At 69.0% G+C, this 16,361-nt stretch carries 11 protein-coding genes; 5 read left to right on the top strand and 6 right to left on the bottom strand.

All coding sequences use genetic code 11. From position 1 onward, the window contains the following. Positions 1–231 precede the first annotated feature (231 nt). Positions 232–399: a hypothetical protein gene (locus WME85_RS45765; RefSeq protein WP_437830724.1), complete on the top strand. Its 168-nt coding sequence runs from the start codon at positions 232–234 to the stop codon at positions 397–399. A 110-nt stretch (positions 400–509) separates the two neighbouring features. On the opposite strand, the gene WME85_RS45770 is transcribed toward WME85_RS45765, so the two are convergent. The 4 genes from WME85_RS45770 to WME85_RS45785 all read right to left on the bottom strand — a co-directional run bounded on the left by WME85_RS45770 (position 510) and on the right by WME85_RS45785 (position 7,324). Then, positions 510–1,850: a formylglycine-generating enzyme family protein gene (locus tag WME85_RS45770; RefSeq protein ID WP_437830727.1), complete on the bottom strand. Its 1,341-nt coding sequence runs from the start codon at positions 1,848–1,850 to the stop codon at positions 510–512. A 292-nt stretch (positions 1,851–2,142) separates the two neighbouring features. Beyond that, positions 2,143–3,687: a hypothetical protein gene (locus WME85_RS45775; protein WP_437830730.1), complete on the bottom strand. Its 1,545-nt coding sequence runs from the start codon at positions 3,685–3,687 to the stop codon at positions 2,143–2,145. Positions 3,688–5,494: 1,807 nt separating this feature from the next. Next, positions 5,495–6,484 (bottom strand): DsbA family protein, encoded by a 990-nt coding sequence (locus tag WME85_RS45780; protein WP_437830733.1) that lies wholly within the window; start codon positions 6,482–6,484, stop codon positions 5,495–5,497. A 69-nt stretch (positions 6,485–6,553) separates the two neighbouring features. Beyond that, positions 6,554–7,324 (bottom strand): hypothetical protein, encoded by a 771-nt coding sequence (locus WME85_RS45785; RefSeq protein WP_437830735.1) that lies wholly within the window; start codon positions 7,322–7,324, stop codon positions 6,554–6,556. Between the two features lie 265 nt (positions 7,325–7,589). Here WME85_RS45785 and WME85_RS45790 point away from each other — a divergent pair, with 265 nt between their 5' ends. The 3 genes from WME85_RS45790 to WME85_RS45800 all read left to right on the top strand — a co-directional run bounded on the left by WME85_RS45790 (position 7,590) and on the right by WME85_RS45800 (position 10,573). Further along, positions 7,590–8,579 carry a MopE-related protein gene (locus tag WME85_RS45790; protein ID WP_437830738.1) on the top strand — a complete coding sequence of 330 codons (990 nt, stop codon included), beginning with the start codon at positions 7,590–7,592 and terminating at the stop codon, positions 8,577–8,579. Positions 8,580–8,586: 7 nt separating this feature from the next. Continuing rightward, positions 8,587–9,489, top strand: a complete 903-nt coding sequence (locus WME85_RS45795) for a DUF692 domain-containing protein (protein WP_437830741.1) — start codon at positions 8,587–8,589, stop codon at positions 9,487–9,489. A 73-nt stretch (positions 9,490–9,562) separates the two neighbouring features. Then, a complete protein-coding gene (locus tag WME85_RS45800) occupies positions 9,563–10,573 on the top strand; it encodes an HvfC/BufC N-terminal domain-containing protein (protein WP_437830744.1) in 1,011 nt (336 codons plus the stop codon). 91 nt (positions 10,574–10,664) lie between these two features. Here the strand turns inward: WME85_RS45800 and WME85_RS45805 are convergent, their stop codons facing one another. Next, on the bottom strand, positions 10,665–12,986 hold the full coding sequence (locus WME85_RS45805) for a helicase-related protein (RefSeq protein WP_437830746.1): 2,322 nt from the start codon (positions 12,984–12,986) through the stop codon (positions 10,665–10,667). A 335-nt stretch (positions 12,987–13,321) separates the two neighbouring features. Here WME85_RS45805 and WME85_RS45810 point away from each other — a divergent pair, with 335 nt between their 5' ends. Then, positions 13,322–15,175, top strand: coding sequence for a protein kinase domain-containing protein (locus WME85_RS45810; protein WP_437830748.1), 1,854 nt, complete (start codon positions 13,322–13,324; stop codon positions 15,173–15,175). A 160-nt stretch (positions 15,176–15,335) separates the two neighbouring features. On the opposite strand, the gene WME85_RS45815 is transcribed toward WME85_RS45810, so the two are convergent. Further along, positions 15,336–16,244 (bottom strand): aldo/keto reductase, encoded by a 909-nt coding sequence (locus tag WME85_RS45815; RefSeq protein ID WP_437830750.1) that lies wholly within the window; start codon positions 16,242–16,244, stop codon positions 15,336–15,338. Positions 16,245–16,361 lie beyond the last annotated feature (117 nt).

Consider the following 16,361-nt stretch of genomic DNA (forward strand, 5'->3'; position numbering starts at 1 on the left):
TGCGTTACCGCTCTGCTGCTCTGCCAACGGGGCGGCCCGCGACTTGCATGTCACAAGTGACACAGGTCTGCCTCTCGCCCTACGACCAGGGCAGGAGGATCGAGAAGCGGCGGGAGCCCCGCAGCTTCTTGAATCGCGAACCGGGAGCCGGAACACTCTCAACATCAATATGTCCACACTGCAACTCAACGATCCGTATACACGATCTGCGCTGGGTACGATCGAGCGGCCATGATCATGATCACCGCCATCCTATGCGTGCCGGGAGCGGTCGTGCGCACCGGTGCCTCCGCGCCACGGCGAAATTCTCGCAGTGACACGAGTTTAGCAGCAATTGAGCTAACTCTTTCAATTTTCGTGATCGTGGCTCGTCAGGTTGTTCTGGCGGCGAGTGAATGAGAGCAGACGTGATGCCTTTTCAGCGTTCCCGCTTAGCGCCACTGGCTTAGGCATCTTACATATGAGCCGACATCGAGCAGCTCCCAAGCGGTGGAAGAGTTGTCGTGCGGTCAAGGGATTCTCGCGCATCGGACACCGGTATAAATGTTGCGATATTCGGGATCGCTGTTGTTGCGATATGAAGAGAGTAGGTAGGAGCCGCTGTTGGACCAGCTGCCACCGCGAGTTACTCGGCTTGTGGACGGTGCCAAGTTGGCGCAGTCGTCGCAATGAGCCGAGTATCCTGCATGCCAGTCCAGGACCCACTCCCACAGACCGCCGCCCAGGTCCGATTGTCCCCAGCGTCCATCGCCTAGAGGTGATTTTGAACCGATAGCGAGGATGTCCGCAAACGCGCATTCCTGACGGTCTGACTCATCGCCGAGGCAGTCATATGACGCGTATTTTCCATCGATTGATGTAGAATCCGGCGGAATCGACCATGGATACTGCCTCTGCTCGTCGCCTCCTGCAGCCGCATAATTCCACTCTGCCTCCGTAGGCAATCTTCCACCGTCCCACGCGCAAAACGCAAAGGCATCGTACCAGCTCAGGCAATTTATCGGCAGGCGCTCGTTCATTCCCACATCATCTGTCCATGTTTGAAATGCCGAGTCGCACTTAAGCAGCTCTCTCAGATCTGCGGCATCGGGGGGCAGAGCCCCGTCCCATATTGTGTTCCAACCACTTTCTCTGATTTGCAGATTTGCACCTGCTCCCGACGCAGGCTTGCTTTCCGGATACGCGGCCACGAAGGCCCGGAATCTCCCTACCGTGGTTTCGAAACGGTCCAGCCTGAACTCGCTCACCGTCGCCGGATGAGCGTCGTTGTTGCCTCGATTGAACGTCCCACCTGGTATCACCGCACTCGCGCAGCAGTTCTCATCTTTGCTCGCCCCACAGTTCGCAGGCAGACCATCACAGCTCGGTGGATGCGTGCATCGGCCGTCGATGCACAGAGGTGCCGTCGCATGGCACTGCCCCTCGTCGTGCCACCGTCCAACTTCATCACAACGCTCCGGAATGTTTCCAACACATCGCACCTCTCCAGCGGCACACTCCCCAATGCACTCACCATTCACACATGTTTGTTCATGACACTCGATGTCGCTCTCCCAGCGCCCATCGATGCAACGCTGGGGCACGTTCCCCGAGCATTGTTTCTCGTCAGGCGTGCACTCGCCGTCCCCGCTCCCTCCCGTTCCACCTCCTCCACCTCCGGTCCCGCTTGATCCGCTTCCGCTCGCGCCGCCTCCAACGGCCTGACCGCCATGACCACCGGCGTCCGTTTCATCTCCGCCCGAACCGCCTCCGCTATGGGCCGCATAATAGTCTAAGTCCAGCCCCGCGATGGCGGTACAGCCGCAGCCTGACAAACCGAGCGCCCCTATCACAAGTGCGTCAACTTTCACGTTTGACTCCGTTGCTGCATTTATGGCTACCGCTGGTTCACCAGGGACAAGCTATATGCTGCCCCAGCAAGTGACAACGCTTTCACAGGGGGCGGCACCTAGCTCTCACGGGCTCCGCTTCCCGTCCCGCTGTGCTTGTCTACTGCCCGACATTGACGGGTCCAGATAGACGTTTCGCCCGCGCGCTGATCGGTCGCGCGCGGTTTAGTTATTCGATGGATAGGAAGAGCATGGGAGACGTACCCCGAGCCTCATCCGGGATACCGCGCTGTCGCAGTCGCCACGTCAGCTATTAGTGCGCGCCGCTGGGTCTTGTATAGGGTGTACCGCCACCTTCATCAAGAATTCGCCGGAGCTCGCACGCACGACGCCACGACTCATTGTATTGGCGCAGATCGCCACTTACAGGATCGCTAAACGATTGGGCGTTCAGCGGGGCGGACGAATTATTCGGATCCGGCTCAATGGGATTCACGCCTGGCTCGATACTCAAAAATGTTGACAACTGCGCCGCTTGTCCAATTTTACGCCATTTGATGTGAGCTCGTGAACTTGAAGTATCTGTTTCTGAGTAATGGCATCCGTTGCAAGTTCCGAACCCGAATATATGGCGCGCCAATGGATCGTAGGAGGTCGTGGCATTTGACACGTTCCAGTGAACGGCTTCGGTGGGCGTGCCAGCCGCACCCGATCCTGAAATCGAACGTAGAGTCTGCATCGCAGTGGGAATCTCATAACTTTCTGCAAGTATATTTTGCTCATTAGAGATGAGAAACGTGTCAAGCGCTGCAGATCTGTTACGTGAACTGTCGGGCGTTTTTGCTAGCGATGCCAATTTGAGAAAACAGGCGCTCGGTGTTCCGGCACAGTCCATCAACTTGTGTTCTCGAAATTCCCAAACTTTTGAGGTGCCGGATTGAAAATCGATCTCGTTGGTCCGGATTTGGCTGATGGCGCTTCCGTTCGGAGCGCCTGGCATTGCGCCGCTTGCCACTACCCGCTCGGTGAGCCTCTCGAGCCAGTTCTTGTAGGTGGAATTTTGTGTCTTAGACCCCATCGTGGAGAACCAGCTCAACTCGTTGAAATCGTAAGCCCAATCGATGAGATCGCGACTATTCGGAAGCTTGTACTCGAGAATGAACAAGGCCTGCAAGGCTCCGTTCAATTTCGCGGAGTCTCCTACTAAACCTAGATTCACTGCACCAAAAACGAAGCGAAGCTCTCCGGTGCTATTAGCATCAGCGGGCCCGTAGGATTCCGATCCCGCCAAATCAAGCCTTGGCACTATGGCTAGCAGACGGAATGGAGCGACATTTAGATCGAGAAGACAAGCACCGCTACCGTGAATCGGGGTATTCAGTCCTGCGCGGCCTGCCCCGCAATTGACGCCAGATGATGCCGTTATCCATGGGTCGATCAAGTTAGCTCGGATCATCGGTCTTGCCGAAACTGGTGAGAAGCCGTTGATATTTGCTTGATCGTTCTCCCACATGCTAAGCCAGCGTCCGACAAATTCGCTGGGATTTTTTGGGCCGGCAATCGCCGAAATAAGGTTTTTGAATGTCCACTTTCCGAGGCTGCTGGAGGTGAACCCGTTAGCCGTGCATTTAGACGAGTCCCACGTTGTACGGCACTGATCCTCCACGACGGCGACATCGCGTATGATCATCTCTTTTTCGAAGCTTATGCGATGATTACTGTACGGACAATCGTCTACAACTACGGCCTGGGATGCCTGCGTGATCTTCTCGTTGACTGTTTCACTGTCCACATCCACCGTGCATCCCGCGGACATGACGATTGGCAAGCATAGGATTATGGTTGTTCTGTACTTCATGCTCGTGTTCTCCTGAGGTCACACCATGGTTAGGCTGGGAACCAGGTGTATGACCCTCGAATCGATTGTTTCGGCTTCGCCGCATGCCGGCGTCGATCAAGAGTAGGTTAAGCATACGCGATCCCGAACTGGAAAATCTCGGCTTCGGTGCGTGGCACCATCATCGGTTCGACCACCAGCGCAGTTCAGGTCGGAGCCATCCTCGGGCGCGAGCGCGGCTCTGTCTCAGTCATCGCTAATTTCGTCTTGATGCTTCACATCGCATCCGCGTGGGAGCCGCCTTCGTCTACCAATTCAACAATGTCAAAACTGAGCATCTTGAGCCACGAAGGGCGCGATCCCAGTGGCTCTATTCTGCAAGTACCGCATCTTTGACGCGGCAAGTTGTAGACATGGGCACTCCGTCGCGCTCCGAACTACACGTGAGGCGCACAGCCAGCCCGCTGGCTCTGGATGTTCCGCGCAAAATTCCTGGAATGTTATGCTATAATTTTACCACGTTCGCTGTCAATAACAAGAAATTCGCCGGCTCCTAGGCTTCGGACGGCCAGGGCTCTCCTGAATTCTCTTGAGGACGGATTTGAGCGAAGCCCTCCGCGGGAGGTTCCTTGGCACGGTCGGTCGGACCGGGCAGACTACTGCCGCAGGCTGGGCGTACGCTCCGATGCCCAGCCGATCCTGGTCCTTGGATCCTGACCGCTTCTGCAGCCGACGACAGTCACACCGTAACTGCCCGACCATGACGATTGTGATCACGCTAGCGGGGCCGGTTACCCATCCCCATCGCGCCCAAAGCGGAAGCGAGGGCGGAGTGGACCGAGCGGTCGGATCGACCGAAGCCCAGCCGGCTGAGCGCCGTAAGTTCGCGCGGCGCGAAGAGTACAAGCTGAAGCAGCTGTGCTGGTGTCGCCGGAGGCGGCGCGCTGACCGGCCCTCGCAGCCCTTGCCGTCCTCGATGACCGAAGCACCGCACTTTCTGCCGGTCACGTGGTGGCCGACACATCTCTGGTCGCGCTGGAGCCGTAGCCGCTCCATGGAGCGCGTTCCAGAGCGTGCTTGTGGAAGGCGGCCATGTGCATAGAATCGCCGTGCTTTGACGAAGCGACGGAGCGGCGAGGAAGGAGCTGAAGTCCCGAGCCTGACGGCGGCGGTGCTGAAGCTGTCTGCGCCGCACGTCGCGTGGCGATCCGCAACGATCGCCCCGCCCGCGCGAAGGGACGCCCGCATCGCGCGGCCGTGCACGTGGAGCGCCCGGAAGCGGCCGAGGCCACAAGCGATCGGCGCCGCAAGAGCGCTGCCCAGCCATCCGCGGCGGAAGTGGGCGGACGGCGGCCAACCCGATGCGGGGACAAGCAACGCCGAAGCGAAGCGACCCGAAGGCGCTCCGCCGAGACGAACTCCACGGTGGCGGGGCGAAGCGACGACAGCACCGGCTCTGCGAGCCGACGCTCCGCGACGCGGATAGGGAGCTCGGCTGGCGCGTCTGTCCAGTCCGGCGCTCGCGTCCCAGACACCCTAGCTCGGACGGTGCCACGTTCGCAGGCTCCGGGGATTGAGTGCAAGCCGGCGGGCGCTGGCGCGGCTACCGGTGCGCGAACATGCTTCGCTGATGCGTCCGCCCCTGGTAGGCAACACACGCGAGGAGTCCCCAAGATCACGCTGGGTAGCCACGGCGACGTCATGGACTTCCTGAGGAAGTTCGGCGCCGACCCAGAGACGCGCAGGATGGTCCGGCGCCTCATGCTGCTGGATCCGAACATCAGCGTCGACCTGTAGAGGTTCCAGTCCTTCTCACCCTGCAACGGCGCTACCTCGCGTCGTGCCCCGCGCCGCCCCCCGCCGCTCCCCCGCTCGCCTTGAGGATCGCGAGCTCGGTGTCGATCCACCGATCGAGCTCCCCCTGCAGGCTGAACAGCGCCAGATCGAACTCCCGTCCATTGACGACGATGAACGGCGTCCCGTTGAGCCCGGCGCGGTCGGCCTCGGCCTTGTCGCGGGCTATCACCTTCGCGGCGGCCTCGCTGGCCATGTCGGCGCGGAACCGGGCCATGTCGAGGCCGATCTTCTGCGCGTAGCCGAGCAGGTCCTTGTCCTCGAGCCGCGCCTGGTTCTCGAACAGGAGGCGCTCCATCTGCCAGTAGCGGCCCTGGTTGTGCGCCGCGACGGCGGCGCGCGCCGCGGGCTCGGCGTGGGCGTGCGACCGCAGCGGGTAGACCTTGTGGACCAGCCGGACGTTCGGCGCGTGGCGCTCGAAGATCTCGTCGAGGAGCGGGACCGCGCGCCCGCACGAGGGACACTCGAAGTCCGACCACACGACGATCTGGACCGGCGCGCGCTCCGGCCCGCGAGCGGGCGAGTCGGCGAGGTCGATCTTCTTCACGTTCGGACCGAACCTCACGCCGTACGCGGACTGCGCCTCGGCGCCGCTCGCGCCGCCGCGGATCTTGTCGGCGACGAGCTGCGCGGCGGGCACGCAGGCCGCGCAGGGCCGCGACTCGCGGACACACTGCGCGAGCGACACCGCCTGATCGGAGCAGGGCGCGTAGAGCTGCGAGACGAGCTGCCACCATGTGTGGCGCTCGCGGCGGACGAGCTCGCTCGTGTCGATGCCGGGCAGCTCATCGGGCTCGCCGCCGGGGGCGTCGAGCGGCGCGGCGCCGGGCGGCCCGGGGAGCGGGACCGAGGGCGAGTCCGCGAACTGGGGATCCTGCCGGTCGGCGCCGCCGCACGCGGCGAGCGCGGCGGCGGCGAGCGCGGCGAGCGCGAGCCGTCGTGCACCTGATTTCGGAGTGAACACGCGCGGATGCTACACCCCCGCCGCCGCCGGGCCAGGCCGAAGCGGCGGGCGAGGCGCGGGGCGGCCCGCTCAGAAGGCGCCGTCGAGTCCGAAGGTGGCGCCGCCCGGCGCGAGCCCGACCTGGGGCGCGAGCCGCAGGCGCGGGGAGCGGACGCGGATGTAGTCGTAGCTCTCGGCCGTCGAGCGCTCCTCGTACTCGAGGGCGGCGATGTCGACGATGTTGGCCGCGAGCAGGCCGAGGCTGCCGCCGACGAGGAAGCCGCCGAGCTCCGCCCACCCGTCGCGGCCACCGTCGCCGGCGCTGGCGATGGCCAGCCCGATCATGCTGCCGCCGAACGCGCCGCCGGCGTTGAGGCCGAGGCTGAGGAAGCCCTTGCCGACGTTCCCGTTGGCCCAGTGCGTGACCGGGCCGCCGAGCGCGAAGCCGCCGATGCCCACCCAGATGAGCCCCTCGGACTCGGCGCCGGCGCCCACGGGCAAGATGATGAAGCTCCCGAGCGCCACGAGGAGGTGCTGCCAGCCGTACCACACGGTCTTCGTCGCGGGCCGCTGGCCGCCCCCGGCGGTCGTCTTGGGCTGCCACGGGACCGGGCTCCACGTCCACCCGGGAGGCGGCGGCGGATACCCGGGCGGCGGCGCGTCCCACGCGCCGGCCGGAGGGGCGGCCGGAGGTGGCGGAGGCGCCGGGGTCGAGGCTGCGGGCGGAGCCGCGGGAGGCCGAGGCGCCGGCGACGCCTGCGCCTCGGGACCGGGCGGCGGCATCGCGCTCGCCTGCCCCGCCGCGAGCGCCGCTGCCGCTGCGCAGCCCATCCCGAGCACATCACGAAGCCTGCGCGTCATCCGTCGCCCCTCTCCTTCTCCCCTGGTACCCATCTCGTTGCTTCTTGCTTCCCTGCCCTCGACCTCTGCACCCGAATCCGGCCCCGGCCATCCACGCTCGGGCGGCGGCAGAACTCACCGCCGGAGCGGTCGCCGGTCGTAACATCGAAGGTGTGCGTGCGACAACTTGCCGCATGTTCCGCGCGCGACGGCCATGGATAGAGTCCTGCGCCGAGCAACTCGCGGGCGCGCGTCCGGCGCGGCCCTCGGAGACAGGACGATGATCATGAAAAAATCTCCGGAATCAACGCTGTTCGCGCTGGCGCTGGCCAGCTTCGCCGCCTTCGCTCCAGCCTGCGGCGGCGACGACAGCTCGCCCCCCTGCGCGGAGCCGCCTGCCGGAGACGGCGGCTCCGGCGCGGAGTCGGCCTCCGGAGGCGGCGGCTCCGGCGGGGAGTCCTCCGGAGACGGCGGCGCCGGCGGCCAGCCCGTGAGCGACGAGGACCGCGACAACGACAGGGACGGTGTCACGCAGCGCGCAGGCGACTGCGACGACTTCAACAACACCATTTACCCTGGCGCCGAGGAGCGGAACCTCGACTCGATCGACTCGGACTGCGACGGGTCCGACGCGCCGGCCAAGACGCTGGTGTGGAGCGGCGAGCCGGGTCCCGATCGGGTCGACGCGGTGGCGCTCATGGACGCGGACGGCGACGGCCAGATCTCCTTCGACGAGTTCTCGGCGGCGTGCGCCGAGTCCGCCATGCTCATGGGCACCGCGCGCCCCGGCGTGGTCCAGGTCCACGCGTCCTGCGCCGGCACGAACAGCTGCCGCGGCATGGTCTACCAGACATGGAACGAGATCTACGACCACTCCTGCCGCGCCGTGAACGGCTGCGCGGGCTGGAGCTGCGTGGAGACCGCCGAGGACCAGGGTCGAGACGGGCCGGCGTCGTTCGCGGCCGCGGGGTGCAACCACTGCCACTCCGGCCCGGAGGGCACGTTCACCGTGAAGGTGCCGCCCGGCGAGGACGTGGGCGAGTTCATCGCCGACTTCTGGGACCGTCGCTCCGATCCGTACTTGCAGTCCGTCATCGCCTTCGGGATCGACGGGGTCGCCTCCGAGGGCACCGCCTACTCGAACATGCCCGGCGCCTACCACCTCCTCTCGCGCGCCGAGATGGACGGGTTGATCGCGCACCTGCGCACCCTCACGCCGGAGGGCGAGAGCTTCGAGCAGGTGCCGCCAGCCGATCCGATCGACCCGGGCAACTAGCCGGCCGATGAGCGCGCCGCGAGATCCCGCCGGCGACCGGACGCGAGACGCGCGCGCGCTCGCGCGGGACGCGCTCGGCCTCGGGCTGCGTCCGCCGCACTACGACGAGATCGAGCGGCTCCGGCCCCCGCTCGGCTTCTTCGAGATCATCGCCGAGAACTACCTCGGCGCGTCGAAGCTACCCCGGGAGCGGCTCCGGCGCATCGCCGAGCGCTATCCGATCGTCGCCCACGGCGTCTCCCTGAACCTGCTGGGCGAAGGCCCCCTCGACCGAGATTACCTGTCCCGGCTGAAGGATCTGATCCAGGAGCTCCGTATTCCGTATTTCACGGATCACCTCTGCTGGACGGCGTTCGAGGGCGTGACGCACCACGACCTCTTGCCTGCGCCCCACGATCCTGAGCTGATCCCCTACGCCGCCGGCCGGGCGTTCGAGGTCCAGGAGGCTCTCGGCGTCCCCTTCGGGATCGAGAACCTGTCTTCCTACGTCGCCTGGGAGCGCGACACGCTGCCGGAGTGGGTGTTCTACCGCCGCGTGGTGGAAGAGTCAGGCTGCTGGTACATGCTGGACCTCAACAACGTGTTCGTCTCCAGCGAGAACCACGGGTTCGATCCGCGCGAGTACCTCGACAGCGTGCCATGGAACCGGGTCTTGCAGGTCCACCTGGCCGGCCACCAGAGGTTGCCCTCGGGCCTGCGGCACGACACGCACGATCGTCCTGTGTGCGACGAGGTGTGGTCTCTCTACGAGGAGGCGTGGCGCCGGGGCGGCCCTTTCCCGACGCTCCTCGAATGGGACGCGGAGATCCCGCCCCTGTCCGTGGCGCTCTCGGAGCTCGACAAGGCGCGGCGGGTGGTAGTGCTCAAAATTGAACATGAAGGCGGGAAGGCGGGAAGAAAAGATCAATGATCTTCCCGCCTTCCCGCCTTCATGTGAACTCTCTCCGGCCAGATTTGAGCACTACCCGGCGGGTGCGGTCTCCATGAGCCCGGGCGGTGGAGATCCCCCGAGCTGGCTGCGAGAGCTCCAGCGCGACTTCACCGCTGTCCTCCGCGGGCCGCTCGACTCGGGCACGGGGGTCTTCCGGGAGCGGCAGGAGCTGTATCCCGCGCGGCTCGTGGCGCAGCTGAGGAGCGGCCCCGGGAGCGCCGCTCCGGCGGAGCGGCTCGCGCTCTACCACCGCCAGTACTGGATGCGGCTGTTCACCGCCCTGCAGACGAGCTTCCCGCGCGTGTCGCGGGCCATGGGCTACTGGCACGTCAACCACCTCGCCGCGCTCCACCTCGCCGCGCGCCCGCCCCGTCATTTCGACCTCGACGAGGTGGCCCGCGGGTTCGCCGGGCGCCTCGACCAGGCCCTCCAGCGCCTCGACGACGGGGCGAACCGCGCTCGCCGATCGAAGCGCCCGGCGCGCGAGCAGGAGCGCGAACACGAGGAAGACGCGTGGTGCCGGCGGATCGAGCTCTCCCGGGCCCCGCGCGCCATGGTCCGCCAGGCGCTGCGCATGGACGAGGCAGAGCGGCACGCCTACGAGTCGCCGTTCGAGGGGCTCTGGCGGCCAGCGCCGGAGGAGCTCGCCAGGCTGGCTGAGGGGCAGCTGCGCTTCGCGGTGTCCTGCACGCTGGCCCAGGAGGACTGGGACCTCGCCCGCTTCTCGCGCCTCGCGGGGGCCGATCGGGAGGAGGGCGCGCCGGAGGCGATCCGTCGCCACCCGTCGACCCGGACCTGGGTCTTCGCCCGGAGCGCGGCCGGCACGACCACGACCTCCGTGGATCCGCTGTTCGCGCGCCTGCTCGAGCGCTGCCGGGAGCTGCCGTTCGGAGAGGCCCTCGCCGCCGTCGAGCAAGGCTGCACCGCGGAGGAGGCCGCGCGGCTGCGGGCGGGCCTGCAGGGATGGATCGCGCTCGCCCTCGCGAGCGGCTGGTGGACGGGCCTCGCCGAGGCCGAGCCGCGCGCGCAGGACGGCTCGAGCGACGGTCCGGGCGGGGCGTGAAGCGCGCGACGCACGTCACGCGCTTCACGCGCCTCACGCGCGTCACGCGCGTCACGCCAGACGCTCGCCGCCGGCGCTGGCTCCCCCCGCCCTACCCGAGCAGCGACGCGGCCACCCGCGGCGCCTCCCGCGCCGGGCACCCCATCCAGCTCGAGAGCCGCGCCGCCGGCTCGCCGCTCACGAGCGCCCGGTGGACGCGCTCGGCCACGTCGGCGCGGATCGCCCGCGTGCCGAAGACCGGATAGCCGATCGCCGCGTACGCCCTCGGATCCACGCCGCGCGCGGCGGGCACCGACACCGCGCCGGGCGCCGGGCACGCGGGCACGCGGCCGCGGTCGAACCAGGCCGCGCACAGCGCGAGCCGGCGCTCCAGCGCGCCGCGCCGGAGCAGCTGCTGCACGTAGATCACGCGCTCGCCCACCTCGATGCCGTGCGCCTTGAGCAGCGCGCGGTCCTCCGGCGCGAGCTCCGCGATCTGCTCCCCGGCCTCCCGCGCCGCCGCCGTCCCGAGCCCCTGCTCGAGCTGGTAGACGATGCCGCGCGCGGCCCCGGGGAGCGCGCGCACCTCCGGCGACCGCAGCGGCCCGAGCAGCTCCTCGACGAGGTCGCGCGCGAACGCCACGAGCCGCCGCAGGACCCGCGACCGCGCCCCCGGGCCGACGTCCTCGAGCGCCGCGAGCCGCACGTCGGGCAGGAGCAGCGCCGGGCCCCGCGCGAGCTGCCCGAGCAGCTGATCGCCGCCGTGGATCCGCCCCGCCGCGTCGACGGAGAAGCGCTCGTGCGGCGCCCCCACGATCGACTCGACCCACCGCGCCAGGTCGTCCTCGGGCGCGGGCGCCGCCGGCCCCGGCGCGAGCAGGGCCCGCAGCGCCGCGATGCGCGCGAACGGGTGCCCCTCGGGCAGCGTCACCGGCTCCTCGGCCTCGGCCCGGCGCGGGCCCCCGCTGGCGACCGCGCGCGCGCGCGACGCGCCCGAAGACCGCCCGCCCCGCGCCGCGCCGCCGCCCCGCTCGACGAAGCGCTGCACCAGCCGCTCGTGGAGCGCGTCGCTCAGGCGATCCTCGATCGCGCGCGTGCGGTCCTGCCACGCCGCCGCGTCGCGGACCCAGCGCGCGTGGTTCGAGATGTAGGTCCACGTCCGGATCGACGCGATCCGCGTGATCAGCGTGTCGATGTCGCCGCCCACGTCGTCGATCTCGGCCACCCGGGCGGCCATCCAGTCCGTGTCGAGCGCCGCCTTCGGGCCCGAGAGCTGCCCGTAGATCTCGGCGAGGAGCGCGACGTGCGACTCGAACAGGAGCTTGCGGAAGTCGGGGATGCGGCAGACCTCCCAGAGCAGCCCCACCGCCGCTTCACCCCGCGCGCGGGCGCGGATCTCCGGGTCCTCGGCGAGCCGCGCCAGGGCGGCCGTGTCCTCGGCGTCGCGGACGAGCTTGAGGCTGCGGGCGCGCGGCGGCTCCCGCAGCGACGCGAGGAGCGCGTCGATCGAGCTCCGATCGAGCTCGCTGCTCCGCCAGAGCAGCCGCCGCAGCGGGGGGAAGCGGTGCGCCTCGATCGCGGCGGCGACGCCGTCGGGGAGGGCCAGCGGGGCGACCGTGCCGAAGGTCCCGTCCGCGAGGTGCCTGCCCGCGCGGCCGGCGATCTGCGCGAGCTCGGCGGGGTCGAGGTCGCGCACGTCGCGCCCGTCGAACTTGCGCAGCGCCGCGAACGCGACGTGGCGCACGTCGAGGTTGAGCCCCATGCCGATCGCGTCGGTGGCGACGAGGTAGTCGACCTCGCCCGACTGGAACATCGCGACCTGCGCGTTGCGCGTGCGCGGCGAGAGCGCGCCGAGCACGACCGCCGCGCCGCCCCGCTGCGCGCGCAGCCGCTCGGCGATCTCGTAGACCTGCGGGGTCGAGAAGGCGACGACGGCGCTGCGCGGCGGCAGCCGCGAGAGCTTGCCGGCGCCGGCGCTCGCGAGGCGCGAGAGCCGCGGGTGCTGGACGAGCTTCGCGGTGGGCACGAGCTCGGACATGAGGGGCCGCATCGTGTCGGCGCCGAGGAACCAGGTCTCGCGCCGCCCGCGCGAGAGGAGCAGCCGCTCGGTGAACACGTGGCCGCGCTGGTCGTGGCCCGCGAGCTGGATCTCGTCGATGGCGAGGAAGTCGACCTCCAGGTCGATCGGCATCGCCTCGACGGTGCACACCCAGTAGTCCGGCCGCCGCGGGACGCGCTTCTCCTCGCCGGTCACGAGCGCGACGCGGGCCTCGCCGACCCGGGTGGTCACCCGGTCGTAGACCTCGCGCGCGAGCAGCCGCAGGGGCAGGCCGATCATGCCCGAGTCGTGCGCGAGCATGCGCTCGATGGCGCGGTGGGTCTTGCCGGTGTTGGTCGGGCCCAGGACGGCGGTGATCGCAGAGGCGTCGGCCATGCCGCGCGCAGCTTAGTACCGGATCCCGCAAAGACTCCCCGGCGCGGCGGGGAGCGCGCGCTCGGCGCCTCGCGGCTGGACGGGCTCGTCCGTGCCCTCGCGGCGGCGGGGTGGCCGCGGGAGCGCTGGGCGCGCGGGGGCACGGAGGACGCGTAGGGCGGAGGAGAGAAGATGCGACAGCGGCCCGCTCGCGCTCGGCCTTCGTCGCGTCACCGCGGCCGTGGCATGATGGGGCGAGATGCCTGTGGTTGTAAGAACCGCGACACTGGGCCCCGCGTCTGCTAGACCCCGGGGGCCCGGACGCAAGGACGCTGGGACGCGGAAGGCTCGATCGCATGCTGTCGCTTGAAGCCGGGAGCGTCGTGGGGGGCAAGTATCGCCTGGAGCGACCGCTGGCGGGCGGCGCCATGGGCTTCCTCTGGGTGGCCCGGCACCTCCAGCTGGACGTCGAGGTCGCGATCAAGTTCATGATGCCGCAGCACGCCGACTCCCCGGTCGCGCGGGCGCGGTTCGAGCGCGAGGCGAAGGCGTCTGCGCAGCTCCGGACGCCCAACGTGGTCCACGTCTACGACTACGGGCTCGAGGGCGACACGCCCTACCTCGCGATGGAGCTCCTCGAGGGCGAGGACCTCGCGGCGTACCTGGCGCGCCGCGGCCGCCTCGAGCCGGCCGAGACGCTGGGCATCATGAGTCAGGTGTGCAAGGCGCTCCGCCGCGCGCACGAGGTGGGGCTCATCCACCGCGACCTCAAGCCCGCGAACATCTTCCTCGCGCGCCAGGGCGAGGAGATCGTCAAGATCCTCGATTTCGGGGTCGCGAAGTCGACCGGCACCGGGCTGGCCGCCGACGCGACGAAGACGGGCACGCTCATCGGCTCGCCGCACTACATGAGCCCGGAGCAGGTGCGCCGGAGCAAGACGATCGACTACCGCAGCGATCTCTGGTCGCTCGGCGTGATCATCTTCCAGTGCATCACCGGCCAGCTGCCTTTCCCGGGCGAGGAGCTCGGCGACGTGCTCGTGGAGATCTGCACGGGAGACATCCCGGTCCCCTCGCAGCTCGCGCCGGATCTCTGGCCCGAGCTGGATCAGTTCCTCGAGCGCGCGCTCAAGCGCGAGCCGGCGGAGCGGTTCCAGAGCGCGAGCGAGCTCGCCCGGGCGTTCGCCGCGGCGGTGCAGCGCACGCCGCTCCCGGAGCCGCGCGGCGCGATGGACTCCTCCGTCGTGATGGCCCAGGGCGCCGCGCCGGGCCTGGGCGGCGCGATGGCCCACGGCAGCGCCCCGGGCTCGGATGGCGCGCGGGCGGCCCACGGCAGCGCCCCGGGCCTGGGCGGCGCCATGGCCCACGGCAGCGCGCCAGGCCTGGGCGGCGCCATGGCCCACGGCAGCGCCCCGGGCCTGGGCGGCGCCATGGCCCACGGCAGCGCCCCGGGCCTGGGCGGCGCCATGGCCCACGGCGGCGCCCCGGGCTCGGATGGCGCGCGGGCGGCCCACGGCAGCGCCCCGGGCCTGGGCGGCGCGATGGCCCACGGCGGCGCGCCGGGCTCGGATGGCGCGCCGCCGGCTCAGGGCAGCGCGCCGGTCTTCCGGGGCGGCACCGTGGCCCTGGATGACGCGGCGGCCGCCGGCGGCACGCTGGTCGCGGGCGGCACGCTGGTCGCCGGCCGCATGTCGAGCCCGGGCCCGGGCGGAGTCCATGGCCCGGGCGGCACGCTCGCGGCGGGCGGCACGCTGGAGGCCGTCGGAGGCGCCTTGCCCCCGCAAGCGGACCGTCGCTCCTCGGCCCGGGCGCTCATCGCGGTGGTCGCCGGCGCGCTGACGATCGGGTCGGGCGTCGCCGCCCTCGTCCTGCTTCGCTCGCCGGTACCGGAAGCGCCCGCCACGCCGGCCGCGATACCTGCGCCCGGCGCCCAGGAGCCCGCTCCGTCGCCCTCGCCCGTGCCGCAGGACCCAGCTCCGCCGCCTTCGCCGGCCGCCCAGGAGCCCGCTGCGCCGCCCGCGAGCGCCCTCCCCGCCGCTTCCTCGTCCGCCGCCGCCGGTGCGGCCACGCCCCCGGCAGCGCCCTCCACAGGCGCCGCGCGGGGCGTGTCGAGGCCGGCGCGCCCGCCGGCGCCTCCCCCGCCCCGGCGGGCCTCTCCGGCGCCCTCCAGCAAGCGCCCTTCCGACCGGGATCCGACGTTCGGCTTCTGAGCTCTACCCTCTCCTCCTGTCCTGAGTTGACGTCCCCGAGCGGGGCTCGCCCGCACAGGAGACGGGCCCAGATCGGCGTTTTCGGCGCGCAGGCGCACTCCAGTGCGCCGAGCACCGAAAACGTCGAGGTGGGCCCGTATCCGAAGCGGGCGACCCCCGCTCAGATGGTGGCGCTGGTCAGCCAGTGGGGGTTCTTGGTCGTGCCGTCGAAGCGCTCCGAGGTCTTGAACTGCTCGTGCTTCCCGGTGGCCCCGAGTTCGGCGGTGCGCGCGAGGATCGCGGACACGCGCTCGCTGCCGAGCGGCTGGAACGTGTACGCCGCCTTGAGCGCCTGCTTGAGGACACCCATCGTGTCACAGCCGGTGATGACCACCGACGTCGGCAGGCTCATGGGGTAGTGCAGGCAGTCGATCGGCGAGACAACGCCCGTCTTCGCGATCTCCCCGCTGGCGAACGGCTTCATCCCGAGCACCCCGATGCCCCGCTCGGTCAGCACCGGGAGGACCTTCTTCTCGAAGCTGCGGTAATGGGGATCCATGACGTTGAGCGGCATCTGCACGGTGTCGAGCGGGATCCCCTGGCGCTCGGCCATCTGCAGCATGGCCAGGTGGATGTCCGGGTCCTTGTGCCCGGTGAAGCCGATGAACCGGATCTTGCCGGCCTTCTTCGCGGCGACGAGCGCCTCCATGGCGCCGCCGGGCCCGTAGATCTGCTCGGGATCGCTCATCCGGATGATCTCGTGCATCTGCACGAGATCGATGACGTCGGTGCGCAGCCGGCGGAGCGACTGCTCGAGCTGCGCCTCGGCGGAAGCGCGCGTCCGGCCGTCGAGCTTGGTCATCAGGAAGGCCTTCTGGCGGTACCCTTCCTGGAGCGCCTTGCCCATCCGCTCCTCGCTCTTGCCGTCATGGTAATCCCAGCAGTTGTCGAGGAAATTGATCCCGTGATCGAGCGCGAAGCGCACGAGTCGGATGCTCTCCTGCTCGTCCTTCGGGACCGCCATGTGGTACCCGCCGAGGCCGACGAGGCTGACGTTCACGCCGGTCCGCCCGAGGGGCCGTGTCGGCATCACCCCGCCGGCCGGCAGCTCGACGTCCTTTTCCCCCGGCGCACCAGGCGCGGGCCCCTGGGGAGGCTCCTGAGAGCCGCCGCTCGCGGATGTGGCGTTTTGCCCCACCTGCGCGCC

It is taken from the genome of Sorangium sp. So ce1153, assembly GCF_051521595.1.
GTDB lineage: Bacteria > Myxococcota_A > Polyangia > Polyangiales > Polyangiaceae > Sorangium.

Coding starts and splice junctions, on each gene's coding strand:
- WME85_RS45795 (WP_437830741.1), top strand. CDS start 8,587: ATGAGCGCGCCGCGAGATCCCGCCGGCGACCGGACGCGAGACGCGCGC.
- WME85_RS45810 (WP_437830748.1), top strand. CDS start 13,322: ATGCTGTCGCTTGAAGCCGGGAGCGTCGTGGGGGGCAAGTATCGCCTG.
- WME85_RS45765 (WP_437830724.1), top strand. CDS start 232: ATGATCATGATCACCGCCATCCTATGCGTGCCGGGAGCGGTCGTGCGC.
- WME85_RS45790 (WP_437830738.1), top strand. CDS start 7,590: ATGAAAAAATCTCCGGAATCAACGCTGTTCGCGCTGGCGCTGGCCAGC.
- WME85_RS45805 (WP_437830746.1), bottom strand. CDS start 12,986: ATGGCCGACGCCTCTGCGATCACCGCCGTCCTGGGCCCGACCAACACC.
- WME85_RS45785 (WP_437830735.1), bottom strand. CDS start 7,324: ATGACGCGCAGGCTTCGTGATGTGCTCGGGATGGGCTGCGCAGCGGCA.
- WME85_RS45775 (WP_437830730.1), bottom strand. CDS start 3,687: ATGAAGTACAGAACAACCATAATCCTATGCTTGCCAATCGTCATGTCC.
- WME85_RS45815 (WP_437830750.1), bottom strand. CDS start 16,244: ATGCCGACACGGCCCCTCGGGCGGACCGGCGTGAACGTCAGCCTCGTC.
- WME85_RS45800 (WP_437830744.1), top strand. CDS start 9,563: ATGAGCCCGGGCGGTGGAGATCCCCCGAGCTGGCTGCGAGAGCTCCAG.